The 16,391-nt window shown below is 46.1% G+C and carries 14 protein-coding genes and 3 pseudogenes; 6 read left to right on the top strand and 11 right to left on the bottom strand.

The window, feature by feature from the left end; all coding sequences use genetic code 11:
* Positions 1–30: 30 nt before the first annotated feature.
* The 4 genes from tnpC (CA267_RS02490) to CA267_RS02475 all read right to left on the bottom strand — a co-directional run bounded on the left by tnpC (CA267_RS02490) (position 31) and on the right by CA267_RS02475 (position 2,755).
* A complete protein-coding gene (gene tnpC, locus CA267_RS02490; protein WP_097349187.1) occupies positions 31–1,530 on the bottom strand; it encodes an IS66 family transposase in 1,500 nt (499 codons plus the stop codon).
* 86 nt (positions 1,531–1,616) lie between these two features.
* Positions 1,617–1,967 (bottom strand): IS66 family insertion sequence element accessory protein TnpB, encoded by a 351-nt coding sequence (tnpB, locus tag CA267_RS02485; protein ID WP_075608945.1) that lies wholly within the window; start codon positions 1,965–1,967, stop codon positions 1,617–1,619.
* A complete protein-coding gene (gene tnpA / locus CA267_RS02480; protein WP_075608946.1) occupies positions 1,964–2,281 on the bottom strand; it encodes an IS66 family insertion sequence element accessory protein TnpA in 318 nt (105 codons plus the stop codon). The genes tnpB (CA267_RS02485) and tnpA overlap by 4 nt, the downstream gene beginning before the upstream one ends.
* Positions 2,282–2,323: 42 nt before the next feature.
* Positions 2,324–2,755 (bottom strand): FMN-binding negative transcriptional regulator, encoded by a 432-nt coding sequence (locus CA267_RS02475; RefSeq protein WP_075608947.1) that lies wholly within the window; start codon positions 2,753–2,755, stop codon positions 2,324–2,326.
* 523 nt (positions 2,756–3,278) lie between these two features.
* Between CA267_RS02475 and CA267_RS02470 the strand changes: the two are divergent.
* From CA267_RS02470 to CA267_RS02450, 5 genes and pseudogenes are all read left to right on the top strand, one after another.
* Positions 3,279–4,328, top strand: a pseudogene (locus CA267_RS02470) (IS110 family RNA-guided transposase).
* Between the two features lie 819 nt (positions 4,329–5,147).
* Positions 5,148–5,513 (top strand): hypothetical protein, encoded by a 366-nt coding sequence (locus CA267_RS02465; protein ID WP_083638386.1) that lies wholly within the window; start codon positions 5,148–5,150, stop codon positions 5,511–5,513.
* Entirely contained in the window at positions 5,510–5,857 is a 348-nt protein-coding gene (tnpB, locus tag CA267_RS02460) for an IS66 family insertion sequence element accessory protein TnpB (RefSeq protein ID WP_075608950.1), read from the top strand. The genes CA267_RS02465 and tnpB (CA267_RS02460) overlap by 4 nt, the downstream gene beginning before the upstream one ends.
* A gap of 61 nt (positions 5,858–5,918) precedes the next feature.
* Positions 5,919–7,310 (top strand): annotated as a pseudogene (tnpC, locus tag CA267_RS02455) (IS66 family transposase).
* A gap of 217 nt (positions 7,311–7,527) precedes the next feature.
* A complete protein-coding gene (locus tag CA267_RS02450; RefSeq protein ID WP_075608951.1) occupies positions 7,528–7,980 on the top strand; it encodes a DUF3010 family protein in 453 nt (150 codons plus the stop codon).
* Here the strand turns inward: CA267_RS02450 and CA267_RS02445 are convergent.
* From CA267_RS02445 to CA267_RS02415, 7 genes and pseudogenes are all read right to left on the bottom strand, one after another.
* Positions 7,977–9,217: pseudogene (locus tag CA267_RS02445) on the bottom strand (IS256 family transposase). The gene CA267_RS02450 and the pseudogene CA267_RS02445 sit on opposite strands and share 4 nt — an antisense overlap.
* Positions 9,218–9,364: 147 nt before the next feature.
* Positions 9,365–10,027 carry a polymer-forming cytoskeletal protein gene (locus tag CA267_RS02440; RefSeq protein WP_075608952.1) on the bottom strand — a complete coding sequence of 221 codons (663 nt, stop codon included), beginning with the start codon at positions 10,025–10,027 and terminating at the stop codon, positions 9,365–9,367.
* 341 nt (positions 10,028–10,368) lie between these two features.
* Positions 10,369–10,725, bottom strand: a complete 357-nt coding sequence (locus tag CA267_RS02435) for an outer membrane protein assembly factor BamE (protein WP_075608953.1) — start codon at positions 10,723–10,725, stop codon at positions 10,369–10,371.
* 139 nt (positions 10,726–10,864) lie between these two features.
* On the bottom strand, positions 10,865–12,550 hold the full coding sequence (gene recN / locus CA267_RS02430) for a DNA repair protein RecN (protein ID WP_075608954.1): 1,686 nt from the start codon (positions 12,548–12,550) through the stop codon (positions 10,865–10,867).
* A gap of 89 nt (positions 12,551–12,639) precedes the next feature.
* A complete protein-coding gene (gene nadK, locus CA267_RS02425; RefSeq protein WP_075608955.1) occupies positions 12,640–13,515 on the bottom strand; it encodes an NAD(+) kinase in 876 nt (291 codons plus the stop codon).
* A 69-nt stretch (positions 13,516–13,584) separates the two neighbouring features.
* Positions 13,585–14,352 carry a 3-hydroxybutyrate dehydrogenase gene (locus CA267_RS02420; RefSeq protein ID WP_075608956.1) on the bottom strand — a complete coding sequence of 256 codons (768 nt, stop codon included), beginning with the start codon at positions 14,350–14,352 and terminating at the stop codon, positions 13,585–13,587.
* 8 nt (positions 14,353–14,360) lie between these two features.
* On the bottom strand, positions 14,361–15,344 hold the full coding sequence (locus CA267_RS02415) for an extracellular catalytic domain type 2 short-chain-length polyhydroxyalkanoate depolymerase (RefSeq protein ID WP_075608957.1): 984 nt from the start codon (positions 15,342–15,344) through the stop codon (positions 14,361–14,363).
* Between the two features lie 407 nt (positions 15,345–15,751).
* Between CA267_RS02415 and grpE the strand changes: the two genes are divergently transcribed.
* Positions 15,752–16,384 (top strand): nucleotide exchange factor GrpE, encoded by a 633-nt coding sequence (gene grpE / locus CA267_RS02410; RefSeq protein WP_075608958.1) that lies wholly within the window; start codon positions 15,752–15,754, stop codon positions 16,382–16,384.
* The last annotated feature ends 7 nt before the right edge of the window (positions 16,385–16,391 follow it).

Here is a 16,391-nt window from a genome sequence, read left to right as displayed (position 1 = left end):
TCTTCTTTGGTATCCGTCCGGTGATCCCACCTAACGTTTAGCAAACTGCCATGGTAGCAGTAACTCGCCATCGGCTTCAGGTTGACTCAGCAACTCCAGACTGCCCATCACGTAATCGAACACATTGAGGTTGTTGGCCTTGGCGGTTTCGATGATGCTGTAGAGAATGGCACTGGCATTAGCACCGGTTGCTGTTTGACTGAACAACCAATTTTTCCGTCCGATCACGAACGGCTTTATTGCTCGCTCAGCGCGGTTATTATCGATGCTGAGCTGGCCATCCAGTGTGTAGCGTTCCAGTTTATGCCATTGGTTGAGGCAGTATTGTATCGCTTCGCCCAGCTTGGTTTTGGGTAGCACTTGTTGTGCAGATTTGGCTAGCCAGGTATGTAGTTGATTCAGAAGCGGCAGGCTCTTTTCCTGCCGGTGGGTGTATCTTTCTTCTGCCGTTTTGTCTTTTATCTGTGTTTCTATCCGATAGAGCTTCTGGATATGATTCAAGACCCAGTCAGCTTTGCCACTGCCTTTATTACCGGCACCTTTTTTCGCTTCCATAAACTTACGGCGCGCATGGGCCCAACAACCGACTAAGGTGGCTTGCGTTTGCTCATAACCCGCGTAGCCATCCACTTGCAGATAGCCGCTGTAACCTGTAAGGAAGCCCACAGCACATTGCCCGGCCCGACTATTGTGGTAGTCGTACAACACAATATTAGGTATATCACAGCCTGGTACCTTACCCTCAGGCGAGTCTGCCCCTGTGGCATACAGCCACATATAGCTGGTCGCTTTGTCGGAGTCGATGACCTTCAGTGTGGTTTCATCTGCCTGGATAACTGACTGCTGTAGCAGATGTAGATGAAGCTGGTCGTATAATGGTTTAAACAGCTCGGCGCAGCGGATTATCCAGTCAGCCATGGTCTTACGACTGAGTTCGATGTCATGTTGTTTGAACATCGCCTCTTGTCGGTACAGCGGCAAGCCGTATTGATATTTACTGGTGATTATCTGACTTAGTAAGCTGGGCGTTGCGTAACCTTTGGGGATTACGCTATGTGGCACCGGCGCTTGTTTTACTGTGTTGTTGACACTCTCTTTGTCACAGGTGCGGCACGCATATTTAGGACGCACATGCTCAATCACTTTAACCTGAGCAGGGATAAACTGTAACTTCTCTGCTTTATCCTCGCCGATGCAGTGCAGTTCACCGGCACAACAGCCACAGATTTTTTCTTCATCGCTAATGTCGTGAACGATGACTTCACGAGGCAGGTCTTTGGGTAAGGGCTTTCGCTTGGCTTTATTGCGCGTGTAACTAATCGCTTCTTGCTCTGGCGTTCCATCCCCGGCAACAAGTTCCTCGACCTCATTAAACAATTCACCCTGACTAGGGTGACCTTCGGTGCTTTTACCAAACTGCTTATGCTGGGCAATACGGAACTGCTCTTCCAGATATTGATACCGGTTATTCAGTTCCTGAAGCTGCTTCTCCAGCTCAGCGATGCGACGTTGATAATCTTCTTCGTTCATAAGATTATTATCGCCGATTAAGTCACTGATTACCCAGCATTATTCAGACGATTTCGTGATCGATAATCGCTGCTTATGATCACCGGTTATAAGCCGGAAGCGGTGTAATGCAGTGGCTGGTGACCTACCACATCGTAGCCGGATAACAACCATTGTAACTGCTGTTCATCCAACAATATGTGCTGAATCTGGTCGTCTTTAGGCCACTTGAACCGGTGTTTTTCCAGGCGCTTGTACCACAGGACAAAGCCGGTCTTATCCCAATAGAGGATTTTCAGCTTATCCCGCTTCTTATTACAGAAGACAAACAACGCATCACGGAATGGATTCAGTTGCATCTGTTGTTCAACCACCACAATCAAACCATTGATGGACTTGCGGAAGTCGACGATATCCATGTACAAATAAATATCAGCAGGCTCAACGAACATCTTCATTCGTTCAGCGCCTTCATTAAAGTGGCAACCCAATGAGGGTTGGTGTTTACTGGCACACTCAATTGCGAGCCGCCATGTTTCAGCGTAAGTGCATGAGGCACGTCTTCCATACGTGACTCTACGGTTGTCACGTCGCGCTTAACCCGGATAAAGTTGCTATGGCACTGATGCAACTGAATATCCCGTCGACGCGTATAGTAAGTCTGCAAGTTAATACATTCTTGGCGGCAAAACTCGACAGCTGTCAGGCCGCTTTGCTCTTGTTGTTTAAATATTGATCGCCATTCATCTTTGCTGCGTCGAGGCTGTCGCATAGTGTTGTCCTTCTGAAAAAGGAATACGATGCCGGAGTAACTTCAGGATTTAAATGTGGTGATCACCGGACGCTCACCTTCTTTGTCCATGAGCTCGGGCTCATACTTTCGAATAAGTGCGTAAATGGCACTAAGTGTTTCAATGCTATTTAGCTCTTGGAATATACCAAAGCACTGGACGGAGGCGTAGTTCCAGGTTGGTACGGCTGGTTTTGATACGTACCACCTAGGGGAAATATATGAGTGGGGACCGTTAAAAACGACCGACACTCTTTTGCCGCTTAGATCCCTCCATTGTGGATTGGCTCTTGCCATATGTCCAAGTATTGACGAACTTTCAGTACCAGATTCGTATAACAACGGGAGGCGCGTTGTTTCCATATCAGGAGAAATCAATAGGCCGAAGCCGTAGCCAGAAATGAGAGAAGTAATTGCATCTGAATTTGATAATTCCATATTTTTGGGAACGTACATATAATCCTTGTCCTTTTGGCAGCTAGCTTTTAAGAAAGGGCAAAAACATAGCGCCCCGCGCGCGTTTTAATTCTTTTTATGTGCGTCGTTAATGCAACTAGTTGCTATTGCCGACTAGCAATAAGCCAATAATTAACATAGCCAGGTAAAAATTACTGAATTTTGTACTGCGACAAGCTGAAAGTATTGTAATTATATTCTCCTTGAACAAGTTCGCAGGTAGCGGTAATGATGCAACTGCCAAGCAAATGAACCCGATAGTTTGTATAAAATTATTGTCTTGAGAAGAGAGTATAGGTTTCAGAGCTGAAACTGTAGCGACGAGTATCATTGCCGTACTTGGCCAATGGATTCTTGCTTTTATTGTTGGATGAGCCACTTATATTCCTTTAATTTTCTGAGCAAATAAATTCCAACGAGCGGCAGCGAGTGCCTACAGTGGCTTGATACTCATTGAGCCTCCTCCCTATCAGCATAAACAGAGTTTATCCTAATAGGCGACCAAACCGAGGGAGAAAACTCAATGAACTTTTATACTAATACACATCCTTACTATTGTGGAATCGATCTTCATACACGGTTACTGTATGTCTGCATTATCGATAATGAAAACAATATCTTAGTCCACGAGAAAATCGGTGACTCACCTGAAAAGTTACTGGCGCTGTTAACTCCCTATTTGGGCAATATCGTAGTTGGTGTGGAATGCATGCACTGCTGGTACTGGGTGTCAGATTTCTGTGAACAGCACAATATCGATTTTATTCTCGGCCACGCGCTTTAGATGAAAGCCATTCATGCCGGGAAAACCAAGAATGATAAAATTGATGCACTAAAGATTGCCAAGCTTATTCGCGGCGGCAACTTCCCCTTAGCTCACGCGTATTCAAAAGAGCACCGTTCCATTCGTGATGCGCTGCGTCGTCGAACGCATATTATGAGAATGAGTGCACAACTTAAAGCACATGTAGCCAGTACGATTAGCCAATATAACCTACCCGCACTCGAAACCCGGTTAAATCTGCAAAACTCACCCGATCGCCAGAAAATGCATCACTTTTTCCCGGATGAAGCTGTGCAGAAAAGTATGGATTTAAATCTCAATATCATCAGTACCATGGTGCATGAACTGTATAAAATTGAACACTATGTAAAAACTCAGGCGCAAACGCATAATGCTCGTGACCTGCATATTCTTAAGTCGTTTCCAGGTGTTGGTAAAATCCTTGCACTCACGATTTTATATGAGGTTGGCGATATTCAACGCTTTCCCTCTGTTCAGAAATTCGCATCCTATTCACGGTTAGTAAAATGCAAAGCGGAATCTGCGGGTAAGTCGTATGGCACACAGGGGAACAAAATCGGCAATGCTCATTTGAAATGGGCCTTCAGTGAAGCGGCAGTGTTGTACCTGAAAGGCAATGACAACGCTAAACGCTACCTGGCTAACCTGCAAAAACGCATGAGCAAAGCTAAAGCCTTATCAGCTTTAGCTCATAAAATTGGGCGATGTATCTACTTTATGCTGAAAAACCAACAGGTGTTTGATGAAGAGCGCTTTTTAAACGGGTAAGTCGCACAGTGGCATGAGCTTTAGCGTCTAACTGGTTAAACGACGAGTATCGTCTTATCGCACAACACTCTGCAATCAGCAGCTTCGATAAGTATACCAACAGCTCATAACCCGTTGCGTTTGATTAGACATGCCACTGTTGCGCATCATTTCCTTTTTCAGAATTTGCTTACACCTTCACTGAGCCCGGTACTAACTGGCGTAAAGCAGCCACTTAGTTTTGAATAGGACAGAGAAAGGTTAACCGATGAATGTCTAGTGCCGTTGCCAGTCAGATGGAATTGAAAAGTGCAACATTAAGAGCCTCTATATGTGTTTGACGTAGGCAATACGCCTAACATCGACCATGACAGACGAAGTAAACGGGTTCTATAAAGGGCTAAGTATTGATCTTGAAATAGTGGTCAAAGGGCTATCTTTTTTCATTGACAGCCCGGAGGCTCATATGTGTTAGGCGCGCAGAAATAAACCTACGCGGCTATGCCGCCACCGCCTGCTAATATAGCACACTGTTTTAAAATAATTAATCTGACTGTAAACAACCCTGTGCGAAAGCTAGATGTTGATGCTGAGCCGGAAATTGCCGCTAGTGTAGAAAACGGGAGATGCTGAGTACAGGTGTTGCCGACAGGAATAATGCGCGATGATAAAGTTGCGAAAACAGCCACAGGCGGTGGGCGTATAAACTTTCTAGTGAAAAAAAGCTGACGAAGCCGAAATGGTAAGCGTACGGGCAACACATCTTCAGTCCTGCGTTAGATCGGGCATGCTATTGAAATAGCCAATCTATAACAGGATATTAATCGTTGGATATGAAAGTTGACGCAGCCGGTCGGCGAACGTTCAGTCCCCAATGGAAGATGGATATCGTCAACCAAGCCACCATTTCCTTTTCGTTCAGTGTCGCTGATTGCCAGAGATAATAACATCAATACTAACCAGGTGTTCCGCTGGATACGAGAAGTTAAAAAGGGGCAGTCTCGCTGGGTGCGCGTTGCAATGGGTATGCAGTCGCTGATGCACAAAGAGGAACCTGCTGCGTTTTTACCGGTTATCACGTCGCCGCCTAAACAACCTGTACCCGCTCCCTCTTCGATTACCGTGGAGCTTACCACGGGTCATCGTGTGACAGTGGATCATGCCGACGAGCAACTAGTACGTATATTGTTGTCGGCGTTATTATGATTACGTTATCTCACGACCTTCGCATCTGGCTGTGTGCCGGCCATACTGATATGCGTAAAGGCTTCGATGGTTTAACGGCGTTAGTGCAACATGTGTTGAACAAAGATCCGTTTGCAGGCCAGGTGTTTGTGTTTCGGGGACGTCGTGGCGACAGGGTAAAATTACTCTGGTGGGATGGCCAGGGATTGTGCATGTACTATAAGCGATTAGAGCAAGGTAAGTTCGTTTGGCCTGCTTCCCAATCCGGTGCAGTGCACTTAACACACGCCCAATTATCCTTACTGCTTGAAGGGGTTGACTGGCGACCACCTGCACATCGCTACGTCCCGAAGAATGCAGGATAAAAGGTAATAAAATCACATTAAATCAGTGTGTTAACCTGGGCTTGATGGTATAATGCCCGGCATGAAAACGACGACAAACACCTTGCCCGACGACCCGCAAACACTCCAACAGATGGTGGTGCAAATGCAAGCGAAACTGGCTCAAAAGGAGACACTGATCCTCACCTTACAACAGGCGTTGTTGGTGTTGCGTCGTCGTCAGTTTGGTCGTTCTTCTGAACAAGTAGAAAAGCAAATTCACCAAATAGAATTACAGCTTGAAGAGTTAGAAACACAAGCAGCGCAAACCGCCGATGCGACCTTACCCGGCAGAGACAAAACTGCTATACCTAAACGCAGAATCTCATTACCAGAGCACTTGCCGCGCGAAGAACGGCGTGTGGAATCCCCTCAGAGCTGCCCTGACTGTGCCGGTGAACTAAAGCACATCGGTGATGATGTCTCTGAGGTGTTAGATGTGGTACCAGTGTCTTACCGCGTGATAAAAATCGTGCGGCCTAAATATAGTTGTGCATGCTGCCATACTCTCATCCAGGGTGAGGCACCACAACGTGTGATCCCCAAAGGCTTAGCCAGTAGCGCGTTACTGACTCAGGTGATGGTCGATAAATACCAGGACCATCAACCGCATCTACGCAGATGATACCACGGCCCCTACCTTAAAACCGGGCAAAGGCAAAACGCAAACGGGTCGTTACTGGACCTATGTACGTGATGGGCGTGACTGGAATGAAAACGCCCCACCTGCGGTATGGCTACACTACAGTGAAGACAGAAAAAGTCTCCATCCCACCTCGCACCTGAAAGGCTATGCAGGCTCTCTGCAAACGGATGCGTATGCCGGATATAACGCGTTTATCATAAAGGCGTGATCTTCACTGGCTGTTGGGCACCCGTCAGGCGCAAGTTCTACGATATAATCCAAGCCGGCCCTTCGCCGATTGCGGAACAGGCCATCACCACTATCCAACAGCTTTATGCCATCGAAAAGACCATTAAAAACACACCGCCCGATGTACGGCAACAAGTGAGACAACAACAGTCCATCCCGATACTGGATGAACTGTATACCTGGTTGCAAGCGACATTACGTACCTTATCGAAAGGCTCTGGCCTGTCGAAGGCGGTGCGCTATGCCTTGAACCAATGGGAAGGCCTGGTAGCGTATATCCAGAATGGGCGGGCATTTGTCGATAACAATACCGCAGAGCGTTCACTGCGCCCGATAGCATCAGGCCGCAAGAATTACTTGTTTGCAGGCTCCGTTGCTGGCGGTCAGCGTGCCGCTGCGCTATATAGCTTGCTCAGCACAGCCAAGCTCAATGGTCTCAATCCAAGTCAGTACCTCACTGCTGTACTGAAGCGTATTGGCCAACATCCTATCAACCGGATCGATGAACTGTTGCCGTGGAACATCGACCTGACTCACACGCAAGCGACTGACGCACTCTAAAAATAGGTGTCCACTTAAAAATGAGTGGACACTTAAAATAAGATCAAGATGTTATGGCCGAACGGTTACTGATGAAGTATGGTAGAAAGCAACATTATATGTACGTAAATACAGCACTATGGAGTACGGAATTAACGGGACGGCTGTGGTCTCTATAGAGCAGTAACTTTGTAGCGAAACACGTTATAATGGCAGGCAAATGTAAATAGGAACTAATATGAAAGTTTGTGGTGTAGATTTAAAAGGTAACGAAGCAACGGTATGTCTGTTGTCACTGATAGATGGTTTGTTTCATGTTCCCGACTGCCGTACACGACGGTTAACGTTAGCCGATACTAGTGCCAAAGGGCTAAAAAGCTTTCAAAGTACTTTCGCTAAACTCGTCGCCGACTACAAAATTGATGCTGTGATAATCCGCCAGCGCCAAAGTAAGGGTAAATTTGCAGGCAGTGCCATTGGCTTTAAACTAGAAGCGGCTATTGAATTAATCGAAGGGTTAGAGGTTGTTGTATTTAACCCAACTGATATTAAAGAATCCTTACGCAGAAACCCAATCACAGTACCTTTTTCAGACACTGGTTTAAAACAGTTTCAAGAGACTGCCTTTACTACCGCTTATGCATGGTTAATAAAACGTGACAGCCTATCGCAAACACCAACTAACCTCTAGCAAATATGGTCTGTTAATAATGAGGCAGAGCATAGTGATACGCGGTCACTATACATAATCATAAACTGGCTCATGGCCGCTTTCCAATCTCTTATTGGCATTGTCCACTTCTTCGATATCTGGTGTAGCGCCAGATAAAGTATCTTCAATACTGAGTCATCGGTCGGGAATGACCGTCTGGTTTTAGTGATTTTCCGCAGGCTGGCATTCAGAGATTCAATCGCATTGGTGGTATAGATTACCTTGCGGATTTCTGGTGGATAATCGAAGAATACGCTCAAGCGGGCCCAGTTGTTGCGCCATGACATACTGATTGTCGGATGCTGTTCATCCCATTTCTCAGCGAACTCAGTCAGCGCCATTTCAGCCTCTGCCAATGTAGCAGCGCCGTAGATACGTTTCAGGTCAGCGGCAATTACCTTGCGCTGCTTCCAGTTCACGTAGCGAAGAGAGTGGCGAATTTGATGCACGATACACAGTTGCACTTGTGTTTTCGGATAAACCGCTTCAATGGCTTCCGGAAAGCCTTTCAGACCATCGCAACAGGCGATAAAGATATCCTGAACCCCACGGTTTTTCAGTTCGTTCATCACTGACAGCCAAAACTTAGCGCCTTCGGTCTGAGCCATCCACAGGCCCAGCAGTTCCTTTTCACCTTCCGTGTTGATGCCAAGCGCCAGGTATACGGATTTATTTTGTACTGCACCGGAATCACGGCTGCGTACCACCAGGCAATCCAGATACACCACAGGATACACCGCATCTAACGGACGCTGTTGCCATTGTTTAACCTCATCCAGCACCTCATTGGTGACCTGAGAGATAAGGGTGGCTGAGACCTCTACACCATAAGATTCTTCAAAGTGGGCCTGAATGTCGCGAGTCGTCATACCTCTGGCATAGAGTGAAACGATTCGATCATCGAATCCATGAAGCTGCTTGTCGCCCTTTTTAACCAGCTTTGGCTCAAAGCTGCCGTTGCGATCACGCGGCACGTCCAGGTCAATCTCACCATGAACGGAACGGATCTTTTTACTGGATTTTCCGTTACGGGAATTGCCCGAGTTCTTACCCTCGGGAGCATGTTTGGCATAACCAAGATGTTGTTCCCAGCGCTCAAGGCCCGCTCAGCCACCTTCTTGGTCAACTGCTTAAGCAGCCCGGCTTCGCCGAGGATATCGTCTGGGGAGTTGCAGCCATCTAGTAGCTGATCGATAAGTTTGTCTGATATTGGCATTCTGTATTCCTTTCAACAAATTAAGAATGCCACTTACACAGATCTTTTTACAGTCTCGGAAATTTGCTTTTTTTGTTTAACAACACAGGTTCTGAAAATAATATTATTTTGACCCTAATTACCTGATGTTGCACCGTTAACGTTAGTCTAGCGTCTTATTACTTTCGCTTCTTGGGCCGCCGTAGCCAAATGCAGCTCCACGTCCTGGTGTAAAACGATATTTCCCGCCACAGTTACATTTTCCCCGAGGGTTAGGACGGGAATCCGACTATTTTTGTTCCAGTCGTTGTCACTGCGTTTTTCGTAGACAATATCTCCGCGAATGTGGGAACTCCCGTCGATGGTGATGTTACCGTTAACGGTAGATATATTGCCTTTAATTGTGCTGCTAACTATATCAATATCACCGTTGACAGTGATCAGGTTTTTTTCTATTGAGGAGCTTTTTCCAAAATGGATATCGCCGTTCACTGTTTCAACGCTTCCAGACACAACAAGACCACTTTCTGCTTCAATGTCTCCATTAACTACTTCAATGTCAGTTATGGTCACATTAGTGCCCAGTGCTACGCCCCCATTGACAACGCTGAGGCTTTTGGCAGTAACATCATCTTCTAATTCGATACCGCCGTTAACAGTAGATAAATTCCCAACGCGGTGCCCCGCATCAATGTTAATGCCGCCAAGTATACTACTTACAGAGGTGCCAGGCCGGTTTTTGTAATCACCGCCCACATGAATAACACAGCCAGACGTGAGAGCAGTCGAGAGCAGCACAGTGGCCGAAAGCGTAGATAAACGTAATAACATAGAATCGTCCTTAAATTCATCCGCACAGATAAGTACTCACTCAATCTGAGCTTTCCCACTTCCTGACAAAGAGCCGATGCCGTTTAAGGGGGCAACTGTGACTGATGCCGCCTCAGGAAACCGGAGGTCCACGCGTGGGGAAGAAAGCTTTTATCTGTGCGAATCGAAATTGTTCATAAAATGGTAAAGTCGTTAAACATGAAATTTAAGACTTAGCACAGGACGTGCCATTTAGGAAAGTCATTTAATTCAAAAGCTTAGAGTTAAGCGGAGATAAAAAAGGAAGGAAAGTGGTTCAATTCACGAAAATATAGCGACTTGAACCACAAGAACTGGAAAAACTATTCATCCAACGGCGTGTTGAAATCTTCTGATAACTCAAAGTCACCTTCCACTTTTGCAACTTTGTTTTCCTCAAAGGAAATTACCATTTGCTTTTGAAAATCTTTGCCACGTTTACTCATTCCGCGTTTCATATCGTAAACGTAGTACCAGGTATCATGATCAAATGAGTCTTTAACAACAGGCCGACCCAACACATAAATTACCTGCTCCTTGCTCATGCCGATGCGCAGCTTTTTAACATCCCGATCGTCAAGAAAATTTCCTTGGGGAACGTCTATTCGATAAATCCAGTTGGAACATGCCGTTGAACTTAATACAACAGCGAATAATAAGAAAATTTGATACAACTTCATGTGAGAGCTAATCCAGTCAATGCTTTGGTCTTGGCGCCAGGGCGGCGATGTTTTTTCGTTTTTGTATCATGCCCTGCGCTCATTCGGTTACAGCGCGAGGGCATGCTACCCCAGTCAACTATGACCAATCAACCGCTTATTAGTTCGATTCCACACTTTTCAGTAGTTCTTTGGCGTTTGCCAACGCTGATTCAGTAATTTTATCCCCTGCAAGCAAACGTGCCAGCTCATCTATCCGGTCTTGCTGAGTGAGTGCCAACATACGGGTTTCAGTGCTGGTACCATCAGTAAGCTTAGTGACAAACAGCTGATTATGCGCTTGTGCAGCAACTTGCGGCAAATGCGTTACACACATTACCTGGCTTTGCTTACCCAAACGCCGTAACAGGCTACCTACAATAGAAGCAGTTGGCCCACTAATACCGGTATCCACTTCATCAAAAACCATTGTGGGAGTGGCATGTTGATCACTGGCAATAACTTGAATTGCCAGGCCAATGCGAGAAAGCTCGCCACCTGATACTACTCTATCCAGCTTATCCTGGGCTTGACCAGGATTAGTGGAGACCAGCATCAGTACGTCGTCTTGCCCTTTAGCGGTAGGCGTTCTTTCTTCACCGTGAGTAACCTGAATAGCAAGTTTGGCGTGAGGCATGTTCATTTGCCGTATTTGTGCTTCAATGGCTCCAGAGAGTTTTTCCGCAGCTTTAACGCGGGAAGCCGATAGGGCTTGAGACGCATCTAAGTAGTCTGACTTACAAGTGTTAACCTCTTCCGCGAGAGATTCGAGGCGTGACTCTTCATCAGATAGCAGCGCAAACTCCGCAGACAATGCCTGATGATGTTGATACAGCGATTCTGGCGCAATGCCATGCTTTCTGGCAAGCTCCATCGCTTTACTGTAGCGACCTTCAACCTGTTGTAAACGAAGTGGATCAATCTCTAACTGATCACAATAGCTGCGAAGTTCATGAGCAGCTTCTTCAACTTGTATTGCTGCATCGTTAAGAAGTTGCAAAATAGGCGATAAACTGGCGTCGTGGGCCTCCAGTTCGCTTAAACGTTCAACTCCATTTTGAATGATAGAAAGTGCGTTGCCTTCGTCATTTTCGTATAGGTGATAGAAGCTGGTTTGCGCCTGCTCCAGTAGATCCTGACCATTACTGAGCCTGCGATGTTCAATTTCCAGTTCTGAAAACTCGCCATCGAAGAGGGCAAAATCATCCAGCTCTTCAACCTGATAGGCCAACAACTGCTGTCTGTCAGCACGCTGTTGGGCTTCATCTTGAAGCCGTGTTAACTCTGCTTGTTTAGCCCTCCAATCGCGATAGCACGCTTCTACATTGGCTAGCAGTTTAGGATGAGCTGCATAGCTATCTACCAACTGACGTTGATAATCTTCTTTTAATAGCTGCAAATGCGTGTTCTGTCCATGAATAGCAATAAGATGCTGGCCAAACATTTTTAATTGCTGCAGAGAGACGGGAGAACCATTAATAAAGGCTTTGGAGCGGCCCTCTTTGGATATTACTCTGCGAATAAAACAAGTGGCGCCTTCATCTTCCGCCATCAGCTCTTGTTCATCAAGCCACTTAAGCGCACCTTTATTGCCGTCTAAATTAAAATGAGCCACAATTTCGGCTTTAGCTGCATCATGTCGAACGGCTCCAGCATCTGCACGTTCGCCTAAACAAAGACTTAATGCATCAATCGCAATAGATTTACCAGCGCCGGTTTCACCTGTAATGGCAGTTAAACCTTGCTCCAGATTGATGGCCAGTTGTTTAACTACGGCAAAATTTTTTATCGACAAATGGGATAGCATACAAATACTCAATATTCATACAGTACGTGTAAATATATACAGTATTTCGTGGTTGTAAAGAGTGAGAATAAAATTTTCTTTAAGTACGCTTAATAAAGCTTGCTTCCCCAACCCAATTTGTTTCTTAAAACATTAAAATAGTTATACCCTTTTGGATGTACCAACGATAACTTCTCTGCACTTTTCTGAACACGAATTTCGTCCCCAGGTAACACAGGCAAGACGATATGGCTGTCACAGCTGATCTGCAGGCTATCGCTATTAACCTTCGATACGCGCATAGAAATAGTGCTGTTGGCGTCAACCACAATTGGGCGGCTGCTTAAGGTATGAGGAAACATGGGCACGAGAGTTAATGCATCTAAACGGGGCACAATAATAGGGCCACCTGCCGATAATGAGTAAGCGGTAGAACCCGTTGGCGTGGCGACAATCAGCCCGTCCGAGCGCTGGCTAAAAACAAATTGCTCGTCAATGTAAATTTCAAATTCCATCATATGGGCAACCTTTCCGTGATGAAGTACCACTTCATTAACAGCGGCGTTATTGCTTTTCAGTTTTTCATGACGAAATACGCCAACTTCCAACAGAAATCGCTGCTCAACAAGGGAATGTCCGGCGAAAATTAGATCTAGCTGCTCTACAATGTCATCGGGATTAATGTCGGTTAAGAAACCAAGATTGCCTCGGTTAACGCCTACTACATGGATATCGAAGCGAGAAAGCACACGAGCTGCCCCCAGCATACTGCCATCACCACCCACTACCACGGCAAGGTCGGCTTGCTTTCCTATATTTACCAGGTCGCAGGGGGTCACATTTTGAGCGTTAATTTCCCGGGCAATATTCTCTTCTATCAGAATTTCACAACCGCGATTGGTTAAATAGGTAATTAGCAGGTTTAAGCTATCATGAGCGCCAGAATGATCGGGTTTGCCGATCAGGCCCACAGTTTGATATGACATGAGAACGCTAACGTCCGTAAATAAATCAATGTTTGGACATTAGCATAGATGAAACAGGGAAATAAAGCGTTACCGGACGGTCCAGCCGCCATCAAGAATTATGGTTTGGCCGGTAATATTGCGCGCATTTTTGCTGATAAGGAACGAGGCGGTAGCGGCAAGTTCTTCCACAGAAATAAAAGCCTTTTTCGGCATCGGCTGCAACATTATGTTATTGATAACTTCTTCTTCACTAATCTGATTTTCTTTTGCTTGCGCAGCAATCTGCTTTTCGACTAAAGGCGTTTTCACATAAGCAGGGCAAAGTGTATTGATAGTGACATCGCAGTCGCCGGTTTCAAGCGCTACCGTTTTTGCAAAGCCAAGCAATCCGTGTTTGGCAGCAACATACGCAGATTTGTATGGAGAGGCTACAATCGAATGAATAGAACCTACGTTAATTATTCTGCCAAAGTTGTTTTGGCGCATATTAGGTAAAAAGGCCTGGGTGAGCAGAGCCGGCCCCACCAGCATAATGTTGATAAGTTGCTGCCATTTTTCTGCAGGAAAATCTTCAAGTTTTGATACGTGCTGAATGCCTGCATTGTTAATTAATACATCGACTTGCGTAGCGCCAAGGTCTCTGGGAAGCGCGGCTACTTTGGCGGCATCGCAAACATCGAGTTCCACAGCCTGAGCGCTACCACCTCGGGTTGATAAACTGTTAGCGGCAGCCTGAGCAGCAGACAGGTTGATATCAGCAATAATAATGTGATGGCCCTCGGCGGCCAGTGCTTCCGCAATGCCCAGCCCAATTCCACTGGCACCGCCGGTAATAAACACATTGTACGATGTCATAAGCAATCCTAGTTAGAGGCTAAACGATGAATAATGGCGCGTACAGCTTTTATCTGAACTCCATCGCGGGTGGCATAATTTTCATTTGTATATCCCCACCAGTCCCAGCAGCCCTGCGGATTCAAAGGCATAAACAGAGACTTACGCGTCTGTGGATAAATTACCACCAGTTGATTGTCATCTGCCCAGCGATTAAGCCCAACTTTATCGACATAATCAGTACCTATGGCTTCGGCGTATTGATTACAGCCGTGAAAGCTCACATGTACTTTGCAAGCATGTCCTGTCGCACAATCGGCAGGCACATAGGCATAACCTGTTTTCGCCATAGTACCGGCATCTTCGCCTGCAATGTCGGTCTGACTAAAAGAAATGACCTGGCCCGAAAGCGTATCATCTGGCACTTTTAGATCATCCAGTAAAAAAGACAGCATTTCGCCGGCTGCATCATAATCACAGTTGCCGATAAATGGGCTTTCAGAGAGAGTACAGACCGAGCCTTTATCTTTAGTAGGAAACACATGAGCAAACGGCTTATTTTTACTATAGTAGATGCTGGATTCAGGCACCCAGGTTTTATATTGCTCAGCCAGTAAATCGCTTATTGCTTCGGCTACGCGACCGTCCCGATTGCCATGCAGTAACCACACTTTGCTGTCTTTTAATCCTGAAAGCGGGGCTATTTTTCCTTCACTTTCCCATTGCGATGCCTGTTGGTTCAGAGTGGCTATATCAACCGGTGCTTCCATTTTGTCTACACATTGGCTCAGCGCCTGAGTAATATCGTTTCGGGCGCAGTAGTAAGGTCCGGCGGCAATAACCGCTGCACCTTTCACCCAATCGCTGTTGGCGATGTGAAACTGCGTGGCCATATAACCGCCGGAGGACAAACCTGAAACTGTAACGTCTTGCGTATCCAGATTCAGTTCGGGAATATCGGCTGTAGCCACGGAGGTAACTCCCATCAGCACCGCGGTTAGCAAAATCTTCATGTTGTCTCCTTTATTATTCTGCATTTTCACGCTTTGTACCGCATAGAAGGCTTCTTCTTAGTCGTATGACTTTAACAGAAGGTTGTTGTGCGCAGGTACATTAAATTTTGCCAATACACGTTGATTCAGCTCACCTGTGTAAGTAAGTGACGCTTATAATTTGATAGGCGTTTAAATTTACTCCCGACAATAATTTTTCCCAGAATCCGTAAAAAAAATGTGGATTCACTTGAAGCCTGCTAAAGCAACCCCATTAATAGCCCCACTGACTGGTATCAATAACGGTTTCGCGGCTTCAGCAAAAAAATTTTTTATGTTTCATTGATGAGACTTTAAAAATTCGCAACCGCCCCTATTGATGGATTTTCAATTTTTGCCCCAATTTATGACACCGTTTGGAGGTAGGCATGAGCGAAGAGCGTGACGTGCAGGCTCAACAGAAAAATCAAAACGCTGACGCGGTTGAACAGCGCGCAGAAGACATTCAGTCTGATGCACCCGATCAACCAGAAGATGTATCTCCTATGGATGAAAGCGCCCAGCGAATTTATGAGTTGGAGATAGCCTTATCTGAAGCATCTAGCCAGATTAAAGAGCAACAGGAAGGGGTGTTACGCGCCCGAGCTGAAATGGAAAACGCACGCCGCAGAGCTGACGCGGAAGTAGAAAAGGCACGTAAGTTTGCTTTGGAACGTTTTGCTGGTGAACTGTTGCCTGTAATTGACAATCTTGAGCGGGCGTTAGACGCAGGCGATAGCAGCAATGAAGCAGTCAAACCCTTACTTGAAGGGGTGGAAATGACGCAAAAATCCTTCATCAGCACTATTGAAAAGTTTGGTATGACACCTATTGATCCTCAGGGAGAAGCCTTTAACCCTGAGCTGCATCAGGCGATGTCGATGCAGGAAAGTGCAGACCACGAGCCTAATACGGTTATCGCGGTAATGCAAAAAGGCTACGCATTAAACGGGCGGTTGCTACGTCCGGCAATGGTGATGGTATCCCGTGCGCCAAGTAGTGGTGTAGATACACAGGCATAGCATCAGC

The organism is Alteromonas pelagimontana (assembly GCF_002499975.2).
GTDB lineage: Bacteria > Pseudomonadota > Gammaproteobacteria > Enterobacterales > Alteromonadaceae > Alteromonas > Alteromonas pelagimontana.
The sequence above is the reverse complement of the archived record's forward strand: the minus strand, read 5'-3'. Positions and strand labels throughout refer to the sequence as shown.